At 66.6% G+C, this 18,124-nt stretch carries 16 protein-coding genes; 12 read left to right on the forward strand and 4 right to left on the reverse strand.

Translation table 11 applies throughout. From position 1 onward, the window contains the following. Positions 1 to 88: 88 nt before the first annotated feature. Positions 89 to 1,600 (forward strand): DegQ family serine endoprotease, encoded by a 1,512-nt coding sequence (locus tag AMB_RS17665; protein ID WP_011385852.1) that lies wholly within the window; start codon positions 89 to 91, stop codon positions 1,598 to 1,600. A gap of 448 nt (positions 1,601 to 2,048) precedes the next feature. On the opposite strand, the gene flgH is transcribed toward AMB_RS17665, so the two are convergent. The 4 genes from flgH to flgF are packed head-to-tail and all read right to left on the reverse strand — an operon-like array spanning position 2,049 to position 5,403. Beyond that, complete coding sequence (flgH, locus tag AMB_RS17670; protein ID WP_011385853.1) at positions 2,049 to 2,840, reverse strand: flagellar basal body L-ring protein FlgH; 792 nt, start codon at positions 2,838 to 2,840, stop codon at positions 2,049 to 2,051. A gap of 23 nt (positions 2,841 to 2,863) precedes the next feature. Then, positions 2,864 to 3,838, reverse strand: a complete 975-nt coding sequence (gene flgA / locus AMB_RS17675; RefSeq protein WP_011385854.1) for a flagellar basal body P-ring formation chaperone FlgA — start codon at positions 3,836 to 3,838, stop codon at positions 2,864 to 2,866. Between the two features lie 10 nt (positions 3,839 to 3,848). Next, complete coding sequence (flgG, locus tag AMB_RS17680) at positions 3,849 to 4,634, reverse strand: flagellar basal-body rod protein FlgG (RefSeq protein ID WP_011385855.1); 786 nt, start codon at positions 4,632 to 4,634, stop codon at positions 3,849 to 3,851. Between the two features lie 28 nt (positions 4,635 to 4,662). Then, positions 4,663 to 5,403, reverse strand: coding sequence for a flagellar basal-body rod protein FlgF (gene flgF / locus AMB_RS17685; RefSeq protein ID WP_043745054.1), 741 nt, complete (start codon positions 5,401 to 5,403; stop codon positions 4,663 to 4,665). A gap of 314 nt (positions 5,404 to 5,717) precedes the next feature. On the opposite strand from flgF, the gene AMB_RS17690 reads away from it, so the two are divergent. From AMB_RS17690 to AMB_RS17740, 11 genes are all read left to right on the forward strand, one after another. Continuing rightward, the gene (locus tag AMB_RS17690) at positions 5,718 to 6,263 is read left to right on the forward strand and encodes a flagellar basal body-associated FliL family protein (protein ID WP_011385857.1); all 546 of its coding nucleotides are present in this window, start codon (positions 5,718 to 5,720) and stop codon (positions 6,261 to 6,263) included. 22 nt (positions 6,264 to 6,285) lie between these two features. Continuing rightward, positions 6,286 to 7,467 (forward strand): flagellar motor switch protein FliM, encoded by a 1,182-nt coding sequence (fliM, locus tag AMB_RS17695; RefSeq protein WP_011385858.1) that lies wholly within the window; start codon positions 6,286 to 6,288, stop codon positions 7,465 to 7,467. A 5-nt stretch (positions 7,468 to 7,472) separates the two neighbouring features. Next, complete coding sequence (locus AMB_RS23560) at positions 7,473 to 8,009, forward strand: DUF6468 domain-containing protein (protein ID WP_231848880.1); 537 nt, start codon at positions 7,473 to 7,475, stop codon at positions 8,007 to 8,009. An 8-nt stretch (positions 8,010 to 8,017) separates the two neighbouring features. Continuing rightward, positions 8,018 to 8,800: a MotE family protein gene (locus tag AMB_RS17705; RefSeq protein ID WP_011385860.1), complete on the forward strand. Its 783-nt coding sequence runs from the start codon at positions 8,018 to 8,020 to the stop codon at positions 8,798 to 8,800. Positions 8,801 to 8,921: 121 nt separating this feature from the next. Further along, positions 8,922 to 9,308, forward strand: a complete 387-nt coding sequence (locus AMB_RS17710; RefSeq protein ID WP_008622552.1) for a response regulator — start codon at positions 8,922 to 8,924, stop codon at positions 9,306 to 9,308. A gap of 63 nt (positions 9,309 to 9,371) precedes the next feature. Beyond that, entirely contained in the window at positions 9,372 to 9,974 is a 603-nt protein-coding gene (locus AMB_RS17715; protein WP_148207474.1) for a protein phosphatase CheZ, read from the forward strand. Between the two features lie 54 nt (positions 9,975 to 10,028). After that, on the forward strand, positions 10,029 to 13,535 hold the full coding sequence (locus AMB_RS17720) for a tetratricopeptide repeat protein (RefSeq protein ID WP_148207475.1): 3,507 nt from the start codon (positions 10,029 to 10,031) through the stop codon (positions 13,533 to 13,535). 17 nt (positions 13,536 to 13,552) lie between these two features. Next, positions 13,553 to 14,176, forward strand: coding sequence for a hypothetical protein (locus AMB_RS17725; protein WP_231848881.1), 624 nt, complete (start codon positions 13,553 to 13,555; stop codon positions 14,174 to 14,176). A 10-nt stretch (positions 14,177 to 14,186) separates the two neighbouring features. After that, on the forward strand, positions 14,187 to 15,311 hold the full coding sequence (locus tag AMB_RS17730; protein ID WP_011385865.1) for an NnrS family protein: 1,125 nt from the start codon (positions 14,187 to 14,189) through the stop codon (positions 15,309 to 15,311). Next, positions 15,308 to 16,255 carry a tRNA (adenosine(37)-N6)-dimethylallyltransferase MiaA gene (miaA, locus tag AMB_RS17735; protein ID WP_011385866.1) on the forward strand — a complete coding sequence of 316 codons (948 nt, stop codon included), beginning with the start codon at positions 15,308 to 15,310 and terminating at the stop codon, positions 16,253 to 16,255. The genes AMB_RS17730 and miaA overlap by 4 nt, the downstream gene beginning before the upstream one ends. A gap of 102 nt (positions 16,256 to 16,357) precedes the next feature. Beyond that, positions 16,358 to 18,124, forward strand: a complete 1,767-nt coding sequence (locus AMB_RS17740; protein ID WP_011385867.1) for an acetolactate synthase 3 large subunit — start codon at positions 16,358 to 16,360, stop codon at positions 18,122 to 18,124.

Consider the following 18,124-nt stretch of genomic DNA (forward strand, 5'->3'; position numbering starts at 1 on the left):
CGGCGGCTTGTCAGGCCGCCTGACCGAGATAATATCCAGATCGTCCCAATTTTCGTGGGGCGAAAGCCCATCCGGAGGATGTTCTCCAGTGTTCATCGCAAGACGTGACCCTTCCCTCGCTGCCCTGCGCCGCCTGATCGGCGCCCTGGCGGTCATCGCCCTGCTGGTCCCCGGATCGTCCCGCGCCGGCGCCCCGCCCGGCGGCTTCGCCGATCTGGCGGAACGGCTGCTGCCGGCCGTGGTCAACATCTCGACCACCCAGACCATGAAGCCCAGCCAGGGCGGCCCCGAGCTGCCGCAATTCCCGCCGGGCTCCCCGCTCGAAGAGTTCTTCAAGGAATTCATGGAGCGCCAGCAGGGCGGCAAGAGCCCCGACGCGCCGTCGCGCAAGGCCACCTCGCTGGGCTCGGGCTTCATCATCGATGCGGCCGGCTACATCGTCACCAACAACCACGTCATCGCCGACGCCGACGAGATCAGCGTCAAGCTGCATGACGACACGGTGTTCCAGGCCACCCTGGTGGGACGCGACCCCAAGGTCGACCTGGCCCTGCTGAAGATCGAGCCCGGCAAGAAGCCGCTGGTCCCCGTGCCCTTCGGAAATTCCGACGACGCCCGGGTCGGCGACTGGGTGCTGGCCATCGGCAACCCCTTCGGCTTCGGCGGCACGGTCACGGCGGGCATCGTCTCGGCCCGCGCCCGCGACATCAACGCCGGCCCCTATGACGACTTCCTGCAGACCGATGCCGCCATCAATCGCGGCAATTCCGGCGGCCCCATGTTCAACATGCGGGGCGAGGTCATCGGCATCAACTCGGCGATCATCTCGCCATCGGGCGGCTCCATCGGCATCGGCTTCGCCGTTCCCGCCTCGCTGGCCGTGCCGGTGCTGGACGACCTTCGGAAGTTCGGCAAGGTGCGGCGCGGCTGGCTGGGCATCCGCATCCAGTCGCTGGACACCGACATGGCCGAGAATATCGGCCTGCCCGACCAGAAGGGCGCCCTGGTGGCCAAGGTCGATCCCAACGGTCCCGGCGTCAAGGCCGGCCTAAAGGACGGCGACGTGGTGCTGAAGTTCGACGGCAAGGACATCACCGAGATGCGCCGCCTGCCCCGCTACGTGGCCTCCACCCCCATCGGCAAGAAGGTGGAAGTGGTCATCTGGCGCGACGGCAAGCGCCAGACCATCACCGCCAGCGTCGGCGAGATGCCCGAGGACCCGGCCGAGCAGCAGGTCAAGGGCAAGCCCGAGACTCCCAAGCCCCAGGCCGGCAAGGACGGTATCCTGACCATCCCCGGCGCCGGGCTGACCGTCTCGTCGCCCACCCCCCAGCTGCGCGAGCGCTTCGGCCTGGACGATGAGGCCAAGGGCATCGTCGTCACCGAGGTCAAGCCCGACAGCCCCGCCGCCGAAAAGGGCATGCGCCCTGGCGACATGATCATCGAGGCCGACCACAAGCCGGTCCGCTCGCCCGCCGATCTGGGCAAGCTGATCGAGGAGGGCCGCCGGGCCGGGGCCAAGTCGCTGCTGCTTCGGGTCGAGAACCCCCAGCAACTGCGCTACATCGCCCTGCCCCTGGCCGAGGGTAAGAAGAAGTAGGCCGGACCTCCGGCCGACACGGACAAGGGGCGGGTCCTGCCAAGGACCCGCCCCTTTTGCTTGGAATTGCGGGTGGCACGGCATCTTAAAGCACCGAGCGTCAAATATGAGACAGGGTGTCATCCTGAGCGCCGCGAAGGATCTTTCAGCCTGAAGCGGCTGGCGTCCTCGCGTGAAAGACCCTTCGCTGGGCTCAGGGTGACAGCTTGTTTCTGATTTTGCGCACGATGGTCTAAGACACACAAATACCTGTCATCCCGACGCCCAAGGGCGGAGGGACCTCCGCCTGGCCTACCGTTTCCGAATCGGACCCGCTGTTCCAGGTGGAGATCCCGCGCCATGGCTCGGGATGACAGATTGAGAATCCGCGCCCCCCTCCCGCCCGGCAAAAAATGCCGAAGGCCCGCCGGAGGTGTCTCCGGCGGGCCTTCCTGGGAAAAGCGTCCGATCAGAACGGGAAGATGATGTCGAAGATCTGCTGGCCGTAGCGCGGCTGGGTCAGATCGCTGACCATGCCGCGGCCGCCGTAATAGACGCGGGCCTCGGCAATCTTTTCCGAGCTGACCGAGTTGGACGAGCTGATGTCCTCGGGCCGGATGATGCCCTGAATGGACAATTCGCGCATTTCGTAGTTCACCCGGAACTCCTGGCGGCCGGAAATCACCAGATTGCCGTTGGGCAGCACCTGGGTGATCACCGCCGCCATGCTCATGGTGATGCTTTCCGTCCGGGTGGTATTGCCGGAATTGGTCACCGCCGAGGTCGACGACAGGTCGGCCAGGCTGGCCAGGTTGATGTTGGGCAGCAGCTTGGACAATTGCTGTTCGAAGCCCATGGCCGAGATGGGCGAGCCGGTGGTACCCGAGCCGGCCTTTTCCGAGCCGGTCCGCGAGTTGGTCAGGCCGGTGGTCAGGGTGGCGCTGTCGGCGATGGACACCGCCACGGTCAGGATGTCGCCCACGTCCTTGGCGCGCTGATCCTTGAAGAAAGCCCGGGCGCCGGGCCGCCACAGGGAGTTGGCGTTCTGCGGCGGGGCCGAGGGCTGCGGCATGGGCATGCTGACCGGCTGGTAGCCCGACTTCTGGGTCGGATTCTGAATGGGCGAGGTCTGCGGGCCGGAGCCCACTTCCGACATGCGGGTCAGCATGTTGCAGGCCGACAGCTCGGACATGGCGGCGACCAGGGCCAGGGCCCGCAGGGTCTTGCGGCCGAACAGGCGGGAGGCGGAGGGGGTGGACATGATCGATCTCTCCCGAATACGGCTCAGTTGTTGGCCAGGGTGCGAAGCCCGCCGGGCATCACCGACACCTGGCCGGGGCCTTCGATTTTGGCGTCGACGGTCTGCTTGCTTTGAACGTTGGTGACGCGGATGACGTCGCCGACGCTGCCGTCCTCGATGGCACGGCCCTGGGCCGTCAGCGTCATGAACTTGGAGCGCAGCATGATGGTCACCGAGCTGTTCTTGGCCACCACCACCGGCTTTTGCACCTCGTTGGTGCGCACCGGCACGCCGGCGCGCAACTGATAGCGCGGCTCCTGGCCGACCAGCATGCGGGCGTTGGAGATGATGTCGCGGCGGACCACTTCCTCGCGCACGTCCACCCACTGGATGTCGTCCTCGCGGATCACGTCGCCACGCCCCATGGCATGCGCCAGGACGGGGATGCGGGCCGAGGCGTAGACGCTGCCCATCACCTTGAAGCGGACGGAATTGGGCGCGCCGGCTGGAGCCTCGACCACCGCCTGGAAGCGGTTCATGCGCGGATCGTAGGCCAGGTCCTTGACCGCCACGGTGGGGCTGGCGGTGGCGGGAATGACGATGTGAAGCTGCTGGCGGTTGCTGATCTCGATGGAGGCGCCGGCGGGGGCACCCTCCATGGACAGGGCTTCCTTCAGCTCGGTCTCGATGGCGCGGATGTCGACGCTCTGGCCGGCGCGCTCGACCACCGAGCGCTCGAAGGGCGAGGCCGGGCGCCAGTCGATGCCGTAGGACTGGGCGACGGCCATCAGCCAGCGGGTCTCCAGGGTGATCCGCTTGCCCGGCGCCGGCGCATTGGCCAGCGGCGTGCCGGCCTTGTCGCCAATGTTCTCCCAGATGTCGCCAAGGGTGATGGCGTCGCCGTTGAGAACCACGCTGGGCTTCAGCTGGGGCGGCAGTTCGGCGGCGAGGGCACCGCCCAGGGCGGCGGCGAAAGCCAGGCCGGCGATGGTGGCGCGAAGGCAGAGGCGGCGGATCATGATGGCCTCACTACTTCATCTGGTTGATGGTCGAGAGCATCTCGTCGGAGGCCTGGATGACCTTCGAGTTCATTTCGTAGGCGCGCTGGGCGCCGATCAGGTTGGTCACCTCGGCCACCACGTTGACGTTGGAGGTCTCGAGGAAGCCCTGCAGGATGGTGCCGAAGCCGGGCTTGCCCGGGGTCTGCACCACCGGCTGGCCCGAGGCCGGGGTTTCCATGAACAGGTTGCCGCCGCGGGCTTCCAGGCCGGCGTCGTTGGCGAAGGTGGCCAGGGTCAGCTGCCCCTTGATCTGGCTTTGCACCTGGCCGTCCTGCTTGACGATCACCTGGCCGGTGGAGTCGACGGTGACGCCCACCGCGTCCGAGGGAATGGTCACCTGCGGGATCACCTGATAGCCCTCGTGGGTGACGATGGTGCCTTCCGGCGACAGCTGGAACGAGCCGTCACGGGTATAGGCGGTCTCGCCCGAGGGCAGCTTGATCTGGAAGTAGCCCTTGCCCTGGATCGCCATGTCCAGGGTGTTGTCGGTGCTCTGGACGCTGCCCTGCTCGGTGATGCGGTACACCGCCGTGGTCTTGACGCCCAGGCCCAGCTGCACGCCGGTCGGCACGATGGTGCCGGTATCCGACGACTGCGAGCCGACGCGGCGCAGGTTCTGGTAGAGCAGGTCCGCGAATTCAGGCCGCCGCCGGGTGAAGGCGGTGGTGTTCATGTTCGCGATGTTGTTCGAGATGACTTCGACGTTGGTCTGCTGGGCCAGCATGCCGGTCGCGGCGATGTTCAGGGAGCGCATGGCGAGAGTTCCTTACTCGTTGAACCGGTCAGTTGGTCTTGGTGAAGCCCAGGGCCTGGATGGCCTTGAGCTGGCGGTCGTGCTCGGCGTCCAGCATCTTCTGGACACCCTGATATTCGCGCAGAATCTGGGTCATGCGGGTCATCTCCAGCACCGGCTGGACATTGGATTCCTCCATCATCCCCTGGGCGACGTGGGGGCTTTGCACCACTTCGGGCTCCTGGGTGGTCTCGTAGAGGGAGTCGCCGGCCTTGCGCATCTGCTGGTCGTTCTCGAACTTGACCACCTTGAGGCGGGCGACGCGGCCGTTCTCGGTGGAGACGGTGCCGTCGGATGCCACTTCCACCCGGGTCTCGTTGGGGGCGAAGACGATGGGCTGGTCCCGGTCGTCCATCACCGCGTAACCCTGGGAATTGACCAGCATGCCGGTCTGGTCCAGGCGGAAATGGCCGTTGCGGGCATAGCGCATGCCGGCTTCGGTCTCGATCTGGAAGTAGCCGTCGCCGTGCAGGGCGAAATCCAGGGGATTGTCGGTCTTGGTCAGCGGACCTTCGCGGGTGTCGCGCAGCACGCCCACGTCCTGGACGAAGGAGAGCTTGCCGCCGACGGCACGCTCGGACGAGCGGGTCGGCACCAGAAACTCGCGGAACATCATCTCTTCGCCTTTGAAGGCGGGGGTGTTGGCATTGGCCATGTTGTTGGCCACGACTTCCATCTGGCGCCACAGGGCCGCCTGGCGGGAGAGAGCGATGTAAGATGTGTTCTGCATGGTCTCGATCCGTGTTGGCAATTGCTTGCGCCACCAGTCTCGCAACCGGCGTGCCAATTTCAGAAATCGAGCATTTCCACCATTTTCCCCGTCAAGCCCCCAGTTCCGGGAAGGGCTTGCCGGGCAGTTATTGCCGGGTGCCCCCCGGGGTTGCTATCGTGCATCCGCGGCGGGGGGAAAGCGTGCCGCGCAAATGGGGTGGTTTCCCTCTCTTTTGCGCCGGCGCAACCTTCTGTTAACCGCGAAGGTCTAGTTTTTAAGATGCGCACGTGTGGGTCCTGGTGGGCCGGCGCGTCGAGCGGCGGAAGAGGGTCATGGCCGAAGATCTGGAAGAAGATTTCGAAGAAGGCGAAGGCTCGGAAGAGATCTCCGAGTCACCGTCGAAGAAGCTGCCGATCAAGAAGATCCTGATCATCGTGCTGCCCATCCTCTTGCTGGTGGGCGCCGGAGCGGGGGTCTATTTCTCCGGCCTGCTGGACAAGCTGACGGGCAAGAAGGACGACCACGGCGCCACCGAGGCGGCCGCCCCGCCTCCGCCTCCCAAGGCGGTGCAGGCGGCGTCGTTCATGGATCTGCCCGAGATGCTGGTCAACCTGCAGACCACCGGACGCAAGCAGGCCTTCCTGAAACTGCGCGTCGCGCTGGAGCTGGAGGCGGTCACCGACCAGCCCCGCGTCGAGCAGATGCTGCCCCGCATCATCGACAACTTCCAGATCTACCTGCGCGAGCTTCGGGTCGAGGACCTGCAGGGCGCGTCGGGCATGCATCTGCTGCGCGAGGAATTGCTGACCCGCGTCAATGCGGCGGTCAAGCCGGTAAAGGTCAATGACGTCCTCTTCAAGGAGATGCTGGTCCAGTGATGAACCGGCGGGATAGACCGACATGGCGATGAACGACGACGGTGGAACCACCCGCGGGGCCGATGACGAAGAGGCCCTGATGAAGGAGTGGGCTGCCATGGCGGGCGACGACGCCGGCGGCGGCGGCGGCGGCGGCGGCGGTGACGCCGGCGGCGGCGACGGCGGGGACATGGCCGCCGAGTGGGAGGCCATGCTAGGCGCCGGCGACAGCACCGGCGAGACCCAGGCGGCGGTAGCCAAGGACGCCACCCGCGTTCTGAACCAGGACGAAATCGACTCCCTGCTGGGATTCGACGACGACATGGGCGGGGCCAACGACAAGTCCGGCATCCAAGCCATCCTGAATTCCGCCCTGGTGTCCTACGAACGCCTTCCCATGCTGGAAGTGGTGTTCGACCGCCTGGTCCGCATGATGTCCACCTCCATGCGCAACTTCACGTCCGACAACGTGGAAGTCTCGCTGGACAACATTCTCAGCTTGCGCTTCGGCGACTACCTGAACTCCATTCCCCTGCCCGCCATGCTGGCGGTGTTCAAGGCCGAGGAATGGGACAATTTCGGTCTGCTGACCGTCGATTCCTCGCTGATCTATTCCATCGTCGACGTGCTGCTGGGCGGCCGTCGCGGCACGGCAGCCATGCGCATCGAGGGCCGCCCCTACACCACCATCGAACGCAATCTGGTCGAGCGCATGGTCCATGTGGTGCTGTCCGATCTGTCGGCGGCCTTCGACCCCCTGTCGCCGGTGACCTTCCGCTTCGACCGCCTGGAAACCAATCCGCGCTTCGCCACCATCTCGCGCCCCAGCAACGCCGCCATCGTCGCCAAGCTGCGCATCGACATGGAAGACCGCGGCGGGCGCCTCGAACTGCTGCTGCCCTACGCCACTCTCGAACCCGTCCGTGAACTGCTGCTGCAGATGTTCATGGGTGAAAAGTTCGGCCGCGACTCCATCTGGGAAACCCACTTGGCCGAGGAGCTGTGGCTGACCGAGGTGGAGCTGGAAGCGGTGCTGGACGAGCAGGTGATGAACCTGCGCGAGGTGCTGAACTGGAAGCCAGGCTCGAAATTCATGCTGAACGCCACCGCCGATTCGCAGATCGACATGCGCTGCGGCGAGGTGGCCATGTTCCGCGGCCGCATGGGGCGCAAGGGCCAGCACATTGCCATTCAGGTGGATGAATCCACCATCAAGTCCGGGTGATCGCCGTGGATTGGAAAGTCGTCCTCGACCTTATCGTTTCGGTGCTGCTGATCGCCACCATCGGCTATGCCTGGATGCTGAACCAGCGCCTGTCGTCCTTGCGCAAGAACCGCGACGATCTGGCCAAGACCATCGCCGCCTTCAACGAGGCGACGCTGCGCGCCGAATCCTCCATCCCCAAGCTCAGGAAGGCGGCCGAGGAATCCGGCCAGACCCTGCAGGAGCGGGTGGAGAAGGCGCAGTCCCTGCGCGACGACCTGGCCTTCATGATCGAGCGCGCCGACACCATGGCCAACCGCCTGGAAAACGCCGTCCGCTCGGCTCGCACCGATGGTCCCAAGCCGGCGCCCGAGCCACGCGGCCCCACCGCCGAGCGCTCGGCCCAGATCGGCACCGCGTCCACGCCCACCATGCCGCCGCCCCGCATGGCCGGCAACCGCGCCGCCGCCATCGCCGCCGCCGCGGCTGCCGCCGAGTCCGAAAGCGACGACCGTTCCGAAGCCGAGCGCGAATTGCTGCGCGCCCTTCAGTCCATGCGGTAGGAGGCATCATGGCCACCAAGACCCGCAAGCCTGTCCCCGGCCCCATCAAGGTGCAGCCTCCCGGCGCGTCCAAGGGCTCCAGATCCGCCAAGGGCGCCGGCAAGTCCGAGGGCAAGGCTCCCATCGTCCGGGTGCTGCCCGTCCTGATCTTCGTGGGCGTGCTGATGCTGTCGCTGCGCGTCGGCGACATCTTCAAGGGCATGTTCGGGCTGGAAACCGTCTCGGTGGCCGAGCTGCAGGCGCAGCAGACCCCCAAGGCCCAGCCTCCGGCCGCCCCCGCCGCCACCCCGGCCGCCGCCACCGCCCCGGCCCAGACGGCCCCCGCCGCCCCGGCCACTGCCGGCTCCGACCCGGGCGCCGGCATGAGCCAGACGGAACTGGATGTGCTGCAGAAGCTGCAGGAACGGCGCGGTACCCTCGACGTCCGGGAAAAGGACATCGAAAAGCGCGAGGCCCTGCTGAAGGCCGCCGAGGACCAGATCGACCGCAAGGTCGCAGAGATGAAGACGCTGCAGAACACCATCGAAGGCCTGCTGCGTCAGTACAACGACCAGGAAGACAATAAAATGCGCTCCCTGGTTAAAATCTACGAAAATATGAAGCCCAAGGAAGCGGCGAAGATTTTCGAGCAGCTGGATATGAATATCCTGCTGGAAGTGGTCGAGCGCATGAAGGAACAACGTGTTGCTCCGATCATGGCTGAAATGGACCCGTCCAAGGCCAAGGCAGTTACTGCCGAATTGGCACAAAGACGCCAGATACCGATGCCAAGGGCGGCCTCGGGCGGGTGATTGTCGGGGGATTGCATAAAAAATGACTTGCGCAAGTGCGGTCCCCCATCTTAACTAGGAAAATTCGTGGGTTACCGGTTTGTTCGGTTGCTGGCGGCTAGTGTCTCGAAGGAGCGGATGGATGGCTGTCGATAAGAATATGAATGTCCTCATCGTTGATGATTATAAGACGATGTTGCGAATCATCAGAAACCTGCTGAAGCAGCTGGGTTTCAACAACGTCGATGAGGCGACCGATGGCGCCATGGCGCTGCAGATGCTTCGCGTGGGCAATTACGGTCTGGTCATTTCCGACTGGAACATGGAGCCCATGACCGGCCTGCAGTTGCTGCGTGAAGTGCGCGCCGACGCCAAGCTGAAGCCGGTTCCCTTCATCATGGTGACGGCCGAGTCCAAGTCGGAAAACGTCATCGCGGCCAAGGAAGCCGGCGTGTCCAACTACATCGTCAAGCCCTTCAACGCCGAAACGTTGAAGACCAAGATGACGAGCGTGTTGGGCGATTTCTAACGACCTTTGGGGGGTCTATCTGTCATGTCGGCGAAAGGCGTTGACCGCGATCTAGAGCTTCGCTTGGACGCCATTCGTGCCGAGCATGGCGAGACCATTCAGGTCGATAAAATCGGGGAAGTGGTTCGGGCCATGCTCGAAACCATGACGGGGGATATCGGTGCCGGGGATTTGCGGCTCTATCGCGAGTTGGAATCCCTGGCCCAATACATCCATGCCGCCAAGGAAGAGATCGCCGCGCTTCGGCCCGGCGAAATCACCAATGAGTTCATCGCCTCGGCGACCGACGAGCTTGATGCCATCGTCGGCGCCACCGAGGCGGCGACCAACGAGATCATGGATGCGGCGGAGAGCCTCGGCTCGCTGTCGCCCATGCTGGACCAGGACGTGGCCAACCGGCTCGACGAGATCACCACGCGGATTTTCGAGGCCTGCACCTTCCAGGATATCACCGGTCAGCGTATCACCAAGGTGGTCCGGGCGCTCAAGGAGATCGAGGACCGGGTGGAAAGCCTGGTCAAGATGTTCGGCGGCGACATGAACCATGGATCAGGTCAGAAGGAAGACAAGCCGCTGACCGATCAGGATCTCCTCAACGGCCCGCAGCTCCCCGGCAACGCGACCAATCAGGCCGAAATCGACGCGCTGCTGGCAAGTTTCGACTAGCCTTCCATGAAGGCTGCCGAGCAAGCCACAACCGGACGGCCAGAGAAAGCGCCCGTGGGCGCGAACGATTCCCGTCGTCGGTTGATCGGCTTGCCGCTCGCCTTCCTGTTGCTGCTGATCACCCTGATCATGGGCCCCGCCGCCGGCGTGGTGGCCCAGACCTCGCCGCGTGCCGCCGAGCATGACGGCTTCGGCCGTATGGTGTTCGACTGGGACGCCCCGGTGAAATTCTCGGCGGAGACGGTCAACAGCCAGCTCATCGTCCGCTTCGATCGGCCCATTTCCGGCGACCCCAAGGTGGTGCTAAAGCCCCTGGCCAAGTATCTGAAAGGGGTGACGCTCAGCCCCGACCGCAAGATGGCCACCTTCCCGCTGGCCGTCCCCGTCCAGGTCAAGAGCTTTCAGACCGGCACCAATTCCGTGGTGGTCGACCTGTCGGAAACCAAGGCCACCACCTCGTCCTCGGCCCCGCCGCCGGCCGAGCAGGCCCTTCCGCCGGCCGAGGCCCCCGCCCTTCCCCCGGCCGAGGCACCCGCCTCTCCGACCAAGCCACCGGAGACGGCCAAGGCCCCGGAAACGGCCAAGGCCAAGCCCCCGGAGCCGGTGAAAGCTCCCGAACCCGCCAAGCCCGCCGAGACGCCCAAGCCACAAGGCCCCGCCACCGACCTGATGGTGCGGGGCGGCGAACATACCGGCTTCAACCGGCTGGTGTTCGACTGGCCCAAGCCGGTGGGCTATTCCGTGGATGAGGCGGGCAATACCGTCTCCATCAATTTCGACCGCCCGGCCAATGTCAACGCCACCTCGCTGCGGGCGGCGCTGCCCCCCGACGTGGGCTTTCTCGAGGCCAAGGCCAACGGCAAGGGCACCTCGGTGATCCTGTCGTTGCCCACCGGCATGCGGGTGCGCCATTTCACCAGCGGCCCGCGCATCGCCGTGGATCTGGTCCGCCCGGCGGGAGCCCCGCCGCCCCCGCGCGCCAACGGCGCCGCCGCCCCGCCCCTGGCCCCCGCTCCCGGCACCGAGGAGCAGCCGCCGGCCCTGAAGCCCCTGGACCAGCAGGGCCTGCCGCCGGCCGAGGCCAAGGCTCCGCCTCCCGGCCCCGCCCCCGGCAACGGCAAGCCGCCCGCCGCCGCCGCATCCCCGGCCGAGGGCGAGGCCGCCGCCCGCCCGGGCGACGACATCCGCCCCGCCCCCACCGGCAAGGTGGTCAGCCTGGGCTTCGCCTTCGACAAGCCGGCCGGCGCCGCCGTGTTCCGCCGCGCCGGCTGGCTGTGGGCGGTCTTCGACCTCAAGGCCGAGATGGACACCAAGCTGTTGAAGCGCACCGGCGGCGACGTGGTGATGCATGTGGAGCAGGTCCAGGGCTTCAAGGGCACCGCCGTGCGCATGATCACCCGGCCGGGCTTCAATCCGTCGGTGCGCAAGGAGGGCCAGCTTTGGGTGCTGGACATCCACGAGCAGCCCATCGCCCCCAAGGCCGGATTCGACATCGCCCCCCAACTGGATTTCCAAGAGCGGGGACGGGTGGTGATCAAGGCCTCGGACGGCTCGGCTCCCATGATGCTGCGCGATCCGGAAGTGGGCGACATCATTCAGGTGGTGAGCGTCCCCGCCATCGGCGCCGGCGTGCGGACGGGGCGCGAATATCCGGGGGCCGAATTGCTGCCCACCGCCCAGGGCATCGCCATGATTCCCCATGCCGATACGGTGCGCCTGGACACCAACCGCGACCAGGTGGAAATCACCCAGCCCGGCGGCCTGTATCTATCGCCCATGATCGCCGCCGAGGGTCCGTCGGGGGGCAAGGTGGCCACCGACGGCAATATGGGCGCCGACGTGATGTCCACCGGGCCGCTGGACATCTCCAAGTGGCTGCGCGGCGGCAACGACAAGTTCGTGGACGACCACCGCAAGCTGATCAGCCGTCTGGCCCATGTGCGCCCCGACGAGAAGAACGCCCAGCGCATGGAAATCGCCCGGCATTATCTCGCCAACGGCTTCGGGGCCGAGGCCCTGGGCGAGTTGCGCGTCATGGCCGCCGTGGACCCGCTGATCGTCGACACCCCGCCTTACCGGGCGGTGCGCGGCGCCGCCAGCTTCCTGATGGGGCGCGATGCCGACGCCATCATCGATTTGTCCACGCCGGCGCTGAAGGGGGACGCCAAGGTTCAGCTGTTCCTGGCCGCCGCCCAGGCCCGCTCGCTGCCCGACCCCGGCAAGAATGCCCTGGTGCTGCGCCTGGCCCCCGAAGACATCAAGGGCTGGCCGCGCAATCTGCGCATCTCCATCGGCGAGATCGCCGCCAGGACCGTGGCCAAGGCCGGCGATTCCAAGGGCGCCGCCCGCATCGTCGATGCCATGATGGGTCCCGGCCTGTCCAAGCGCGACGTGGGCAAGCTGGCCTATCTCTCGGGCATGGCCGCCCAGGCGGGCAAGCAATGGGACACCGCCATCTCGCGCTACCGCGACGCCGAGGCCAGCGAGAGCCGCCCCGACCGCGCCTATGCCGCCCGCGATCGGGTCGAGTTGATGCTCAAGCTGAACAAGATGAGTCCGGCCGAGGCCATCCGCGACCTGGAAAAGCTGCGCTTTGCCTGGCGCGGCGAGGATTTCGAGTTCCAGCTGCTGCGGCGCCTGGGCCAATTGCAGATCGCCGCCGGCCGCTATGGCGAGGGACTGCGCTCCATGCACTCCCTGGTCACCAACTATGCCGACCACCCCGAGATCGGGCAGGTCCAGGAGGAAATGAGCGACACCTTCAACCGCCTGTTCCTGGTGGGCGAGGCCGACAAGCTTTCCCCCGTGGTGGCCATCGGCCTCTACGACGAGTTCCAGGAGCTGACCCCATCGGGGACCAAGGGTGACGAGATGATCCGCCGCCTGGCCGACCGTCTGGCCGGTGTCGACCTTCTCGAGCGCGCCGGCGAGTTGCTGCGCCATCAGGTGGAGTTCCGCCTGTCGGGCCTGGATAAGGCCCGGGTCGGCACCCGCCTTGCCTTCCTGAACCTGTCGGACCGCAAGCCCGGCCTGGCGCTGGAAGCGCTGGAAGCCAGCGAGGCACCGGAAATCCCCGTGGATCTGGCCGCCCAGCGCCGCTATATCCGGGTGCAGGCCCTGACCGATCTCGGCCGCTCGGCCGAGGCGCTGGCCCTGATCATCAACGACCAGAGCGAGGACGCCAACCGGCTGCGCGGCGACATCAACTGGAAGCTGAAGCGCTGGCCCGAGGCCGCCGCCGCCCTGGAATCAACCATCCAGAAGCCCATCGGCAACCGCCCGCTGGACCCCGCCACCGCCCGCCGCCTGCTCGACACCGCCACCGCCATGACCCTGGCCAAGGACGAGCGCGGCCTGACCCGCCTGCGGCGCAATTTCGGCCCGCTGATGGCCAAGACCGAGTGGAAGGAGCCCTTCGACCTGCTGACCAGCGAGCCCGAGCGCGGCATCATCGATTACCGCCGCCTGGGCGAGAAGATCAAGCAGGTCCAGGACTTCCAGACCTTCATGGGCGAGTGGCAGAAGCGGGTAAAGGCCAAGGGCCTGTCGTCCATCAACTAGAAGCGAGGATCATGACCATGGCCGGACGCAATTGGATGGGACTCGCCCTGGGGGCGCTGCTGCTGGCCGGCTGCACGTCGGGCCTGCCGCCCGCCGCCCAGATCGACCCCGCGCCGGTGCCCGGCGTCGCCTTGCCCTTCAACGCCCGCGTCATGATCTTCATGGGCGACAAGGACCTGCAGCGTAAGCTCACCATCCAGCTCACCCGCTACCAATCCGAGGAAACCAAGGTCCAGGACGGCCGCATCCTGGCCGAGACCGCCCAGACCCTGCTGGCCAAGGGCTTCCGGCTGGTGGAGATCAACGACCCCACCATCCGTCCCCAGATCGTCGTGCGCCTCACCGGCCGCCCCGGATGGAGCAAGCTGGATGGCGTGTTCAAGATCGGCTGCGGCTTCGACGTCTGGACCGCCGACGGCCAGCCGCTGGGCAACTTCGTCGCCCGCTGGGATTCGCCCATGAAGGTCGATTACGCCGTCGACCTGCCGCCAAGCTATGCCCAGTGCCTGAAAAAGCCCCTGGATGAATTGCTGGCCTCGCCCGCTTTGGCCCGCCTGGCCAGCCAGGGCTTCCGCGACCCGCACCCCAAGGCGGCCGAGGAGTGGATGCGGGCCTTGGGTCCGATCCCCGCCTGGAAATAGGGAATTCCGCATGACCGGGGCCGCCGCTCCCCTGCCCCGCTCGGGCCGCTTTCCCAAGGCCCACCGCCCGTTCTTCCTGGCCGCCAGCCTCTATGCCGCCCTCTCCGTCCCCCTGTGGGTGGCGGAATGGGCCGGCTGGCTGCCCGGCTGCGGCACCTGCGACCCGGTGGCGCGGCACGCCCACGAAATGCTGCTGGGCTTCGCCGCCGCGGTGCTGGGCGGCTACCTGTTCACCAAGGTCACCCGCCCCCGGCTGATCCTGGCCCTACTGGCCTGGGGAGCGGCCCGCATCGCCGCCTGGGCCGGCTTGGGGGGCGAGGCGGGGCTGGCCCTGTCCCTGGCCTACCCCGTCCTGCTGTTCGCCTTCGGCGGCTGGCCCTTCCTCAAGGCCGCCAAGCTGGGACACAACATGGTCTTCGCCCCCGCCATCGCCGCCTTCGCCGTCGCCGAAGCCCTGTATCAGGCCGGACGCATGGGAATGATCGAGGGCGGCGAGCGCCGGGGCGCCATGACCGCCTTCTGCCTGGTGGCGCTGATGATCCTGGTCATGGGCGGACGGGTGATCCCCGCCGGCATGGCCGGACTGGTGCGCAAGGAGGAGGCTCGCGAGTTGTTCGACCGCAACCGGCCCTGGCTGGAATGGCTGTGCGTGATCGGCATGGCCGCCGAGGCGCTGATCCAGGCCCTGGGGCTGCCCACCGTCGGCGCCATGGCCCTGGCCGGAGCCGCCGGGTTGTGGCGTCAGGCCCGTTGGCGGCCGATCCTGGCCCTTTCCGACCTCTCGCTGGGGCCGATCCAGGTGGGCCATGGGCTGCTGGCCCTGGGGCTGATCGCCGCCGCCGCCTCGGACTGGCTGGGCATCGGGCCGTCCACCGACGCCCTGCATCTGGCCACCATCGGCGGCATGGGAGTGGTGACCGCGGCCATGATGCTGCGCATCGACGCCATCCGCGAGCGCCGGGTCGGCCAGTGGCCCCGCGCCGGCATCGCCGCCGCCATCCTGCTGGTCTGTTCCGCCGATCTGCGTGCGGCGGGTTCCCTGGCTCCTCACCTGTTGATTCCCACCGCCATGGCCCTATGGTCGGCGGCATTCGCTATCGTGGCGTGGAGTCTGGCCAGGGGTTGGAGAGAATGACGTCGACATCGACACCCGCCGTGGTCATCGCCGGCCCCACCGCCTCGGGCAAGTCGGGCCTTGCCGTCAGGATCGCCCGCGAGTTCGGCGGCGTGGTGATCAACGCCGATTCCATGCAGGTCACCGATGCCCTGCCGCTGCTGACCGCCCGCCCGGCGCCCGGGGACATGGCGCTGGCGCCGCACCGGCTTTACGCCGTGCTGCCGCCCACCGAACTGTGCTCGGCGGCGCGCTGGCGCGACATGGCGGCAATGGAGATGGCGGCGGCCTGGCAGGCGGGGATGCTGCCCATCCTGACCGGCGGCACCGGGCTGTACCTCAAGGCGGTGATGGAGGGGCTGTCGCCCATTCCCGAGATCCCCGAGTCCATCCGCGCCGAGGCCCGCACCCTGCTGGCCGAGATGGGCAACGCCGCCTTTCACAACCGTCTGGCCAAGCACGATCCGCTGATGGCCGAGCGCCTGGATTCGGGCAACTCCCAACGTCTGGCGCGGGCCTGGGAGGTGGTGACGGCCACCGGCCGTTCCCTGGCCGAGTGGCAGGACGAGCCGCGCGAGGGCGCCGTCGAAGCCCGCTGGTTCAGCCTGGTCCTCGACCCCGAGCGCCCCCGCCTCTACGCCCAGTGCGAATCCCGCTTCCGCGCCATGGTGACGGCGGGAGCCCTGGACGAGGTCCGGGATTTCGAGGCCCTGCGCCTTCCCCCCGACCTGCCCATCCAAAAGGCCCTGGGGCGGCGCGAACTGGCCGCCCATCTGGCCGGCGAGACGGACCTGGATACCGCCATCGCCGCCGCCTGCCAGGCCACCCGCAACTATGCCAAACGCCAGGGCACCTGGTTTCGCCATCAGATGATGGCGTCCTTGACCGCCTCGGAGCAACTTTCGGAAAGTTTAATAGCCACAATCTTTCTGAAAATTCGCCAACACCTCTTGACCGCCCCGTAACATGGGGCTAGGTTGTGCCCCCGCGCCGCAGTGCAGCAGCGCGCGCCCCTGCCTTTCTTCCAGACGGCAGGGTGACAACGACATGAAGGATAAGGTGCTGAGATGGTGCATCACGATACGTTGACCGGAGCGGAAATCCTCCTCAAGGCCTTGGTCGACCAGGGCGTAGAGGTCATTTTCGGGTATCCCGGCGGCGCCGTACTGCCCATCTATGACGAGCTGTTCAAGCAGAACCGCCTGCGCCACGTGCTGGTCCGTCACGAACAGGCCGCCGTGCATGCGGCCGAGGGCTATGCCCGCTCCACCGGCAAGGTGGGCTGCGTGCTGGTGACTTCTGGCCCCGGCGCCACCAACGCGGTGACCGGCCTGGCCGACGCCCAGTGCGATTCGGTGCCGCTGGTCTGCCTCACCGGCCAGGTGCCCACCCACCTGATCGGCAACGACGCCTTCCAGGAAGCCGACATCACCGGCATCACCCGGCCGTGCACCAAGCACAATTATCTGGTCAAGGACGTGGCCGATCTGGCGCGCACCGTGCACGAGGCCTTCCACGTGGCCCGCTCGGGCCGCCCCGGCCCCGTGCTGGTCGACCTGCCCAAGGACGTGGTCCAGGCCAAGGGCGAATACCAGCCGCCGTCCAAGCTGAAGTCCAAGTACAAGCCCCAGGTGAAGGGCGACCTCAAGGCCATCGAGAAGGCCATCGAGATGATCGCCCATGCCAAGAAGCCCATCTTCTACGTGGGGGGCGGCGTGGTGAATTCCGGCCCGGCGGCCTGTCAGCTGCTGACCCAGTTCGTGCGCATGACCGGCTATCCCTGCACGCTGACCCTGATGGGTCTGGGCGCCTTCCCGGGATCGGACCCGCTGTTCCTGGGCATGCTGGGCATGCACGGCACGGTCGAGGCCAACATGGCCATGCACGATTGCGATCTGATGATCAATATCGGCGCCCGTTTCGACGACCGCGTCACCGGCAAGCTGGACGGCTTCTCGCCGAAGTCCAAGAAGATCCACGTGGACATCGACCCCAGCTCCATCAACAAGAACGTGGCGGTCGACCTGCCCATCGTCGGCGACTGCGCCCACGTGCTGGAAGACATGATCAAGGTGTGGAAGGCCAAGCAGTCGCGCGTCGACGACAAGGCGCTGAAGGCCTGGTGGGCCAAGATCGACCAGTGGCGGGGCGCCGATTGCCTGTCCTTTGAGAACTCCAACAAGATCATCAAGCCGCAATACGCCATCCAGCGTCTCTACGAGATGACCCGTCACCGCAATCCCTACTTCTGCACAGAGGTGGGCCAGCATCAGATGTGGGCGGCCCAGCACCTGAAGTTCGACCTGCCGCTGCACTGGCTGACCTCGGGCGGCCTGGGCACCATGGGCTATGGCCTGCCGTCCGCCATGGGCGTGCAGATGGCCCATCCGGAGGCGCTGGTCATCAACATCGCCGGCGAGGCCTCCATCCAGATGAACATTCAGGAGATGGCCACCCTGGTGCAGCATCGCCTGCCGGTGAAGATCGTCATCCTCAACAACCAGTATCTCGGCATGGTCCGCCAGTGGCAGGAACTGATCCACGGCGGCCGCTATTCCGAAAGCCACATGATTCATCACCCCGACTTCGTCAAGCTGGCCGAGGCCTTCGGCGCCGTCGGCCTGCGCGCCGACAAGCCGGGCGAGGTGGACGGCGCCATCAAGGAGATGATCGCCGTGGATCGCCCGGTGATCCTGGAACTGCGCACCGATGCCTCGGAAAACGTGTTCCCCATGATCATGCCCGGCATGGCCCATAACGAAATGGTGCTGGGGCCGGAGGATAAGGGCCGCGACAAGCCGGGCTCGGAACAAGACGGCATGGTTCTGGTGTAA

It is taken from the genome of Paramagnetospirillum magneticum AMB-1 (assembly GCF_000009985.1).
GTDB lineage: Bacteria > Pseudomonadota > Alphaproteobacteria > Rhodospirillales > Magnetospirillaceae > Phaeospirillum > Phaeospirillum magneticum.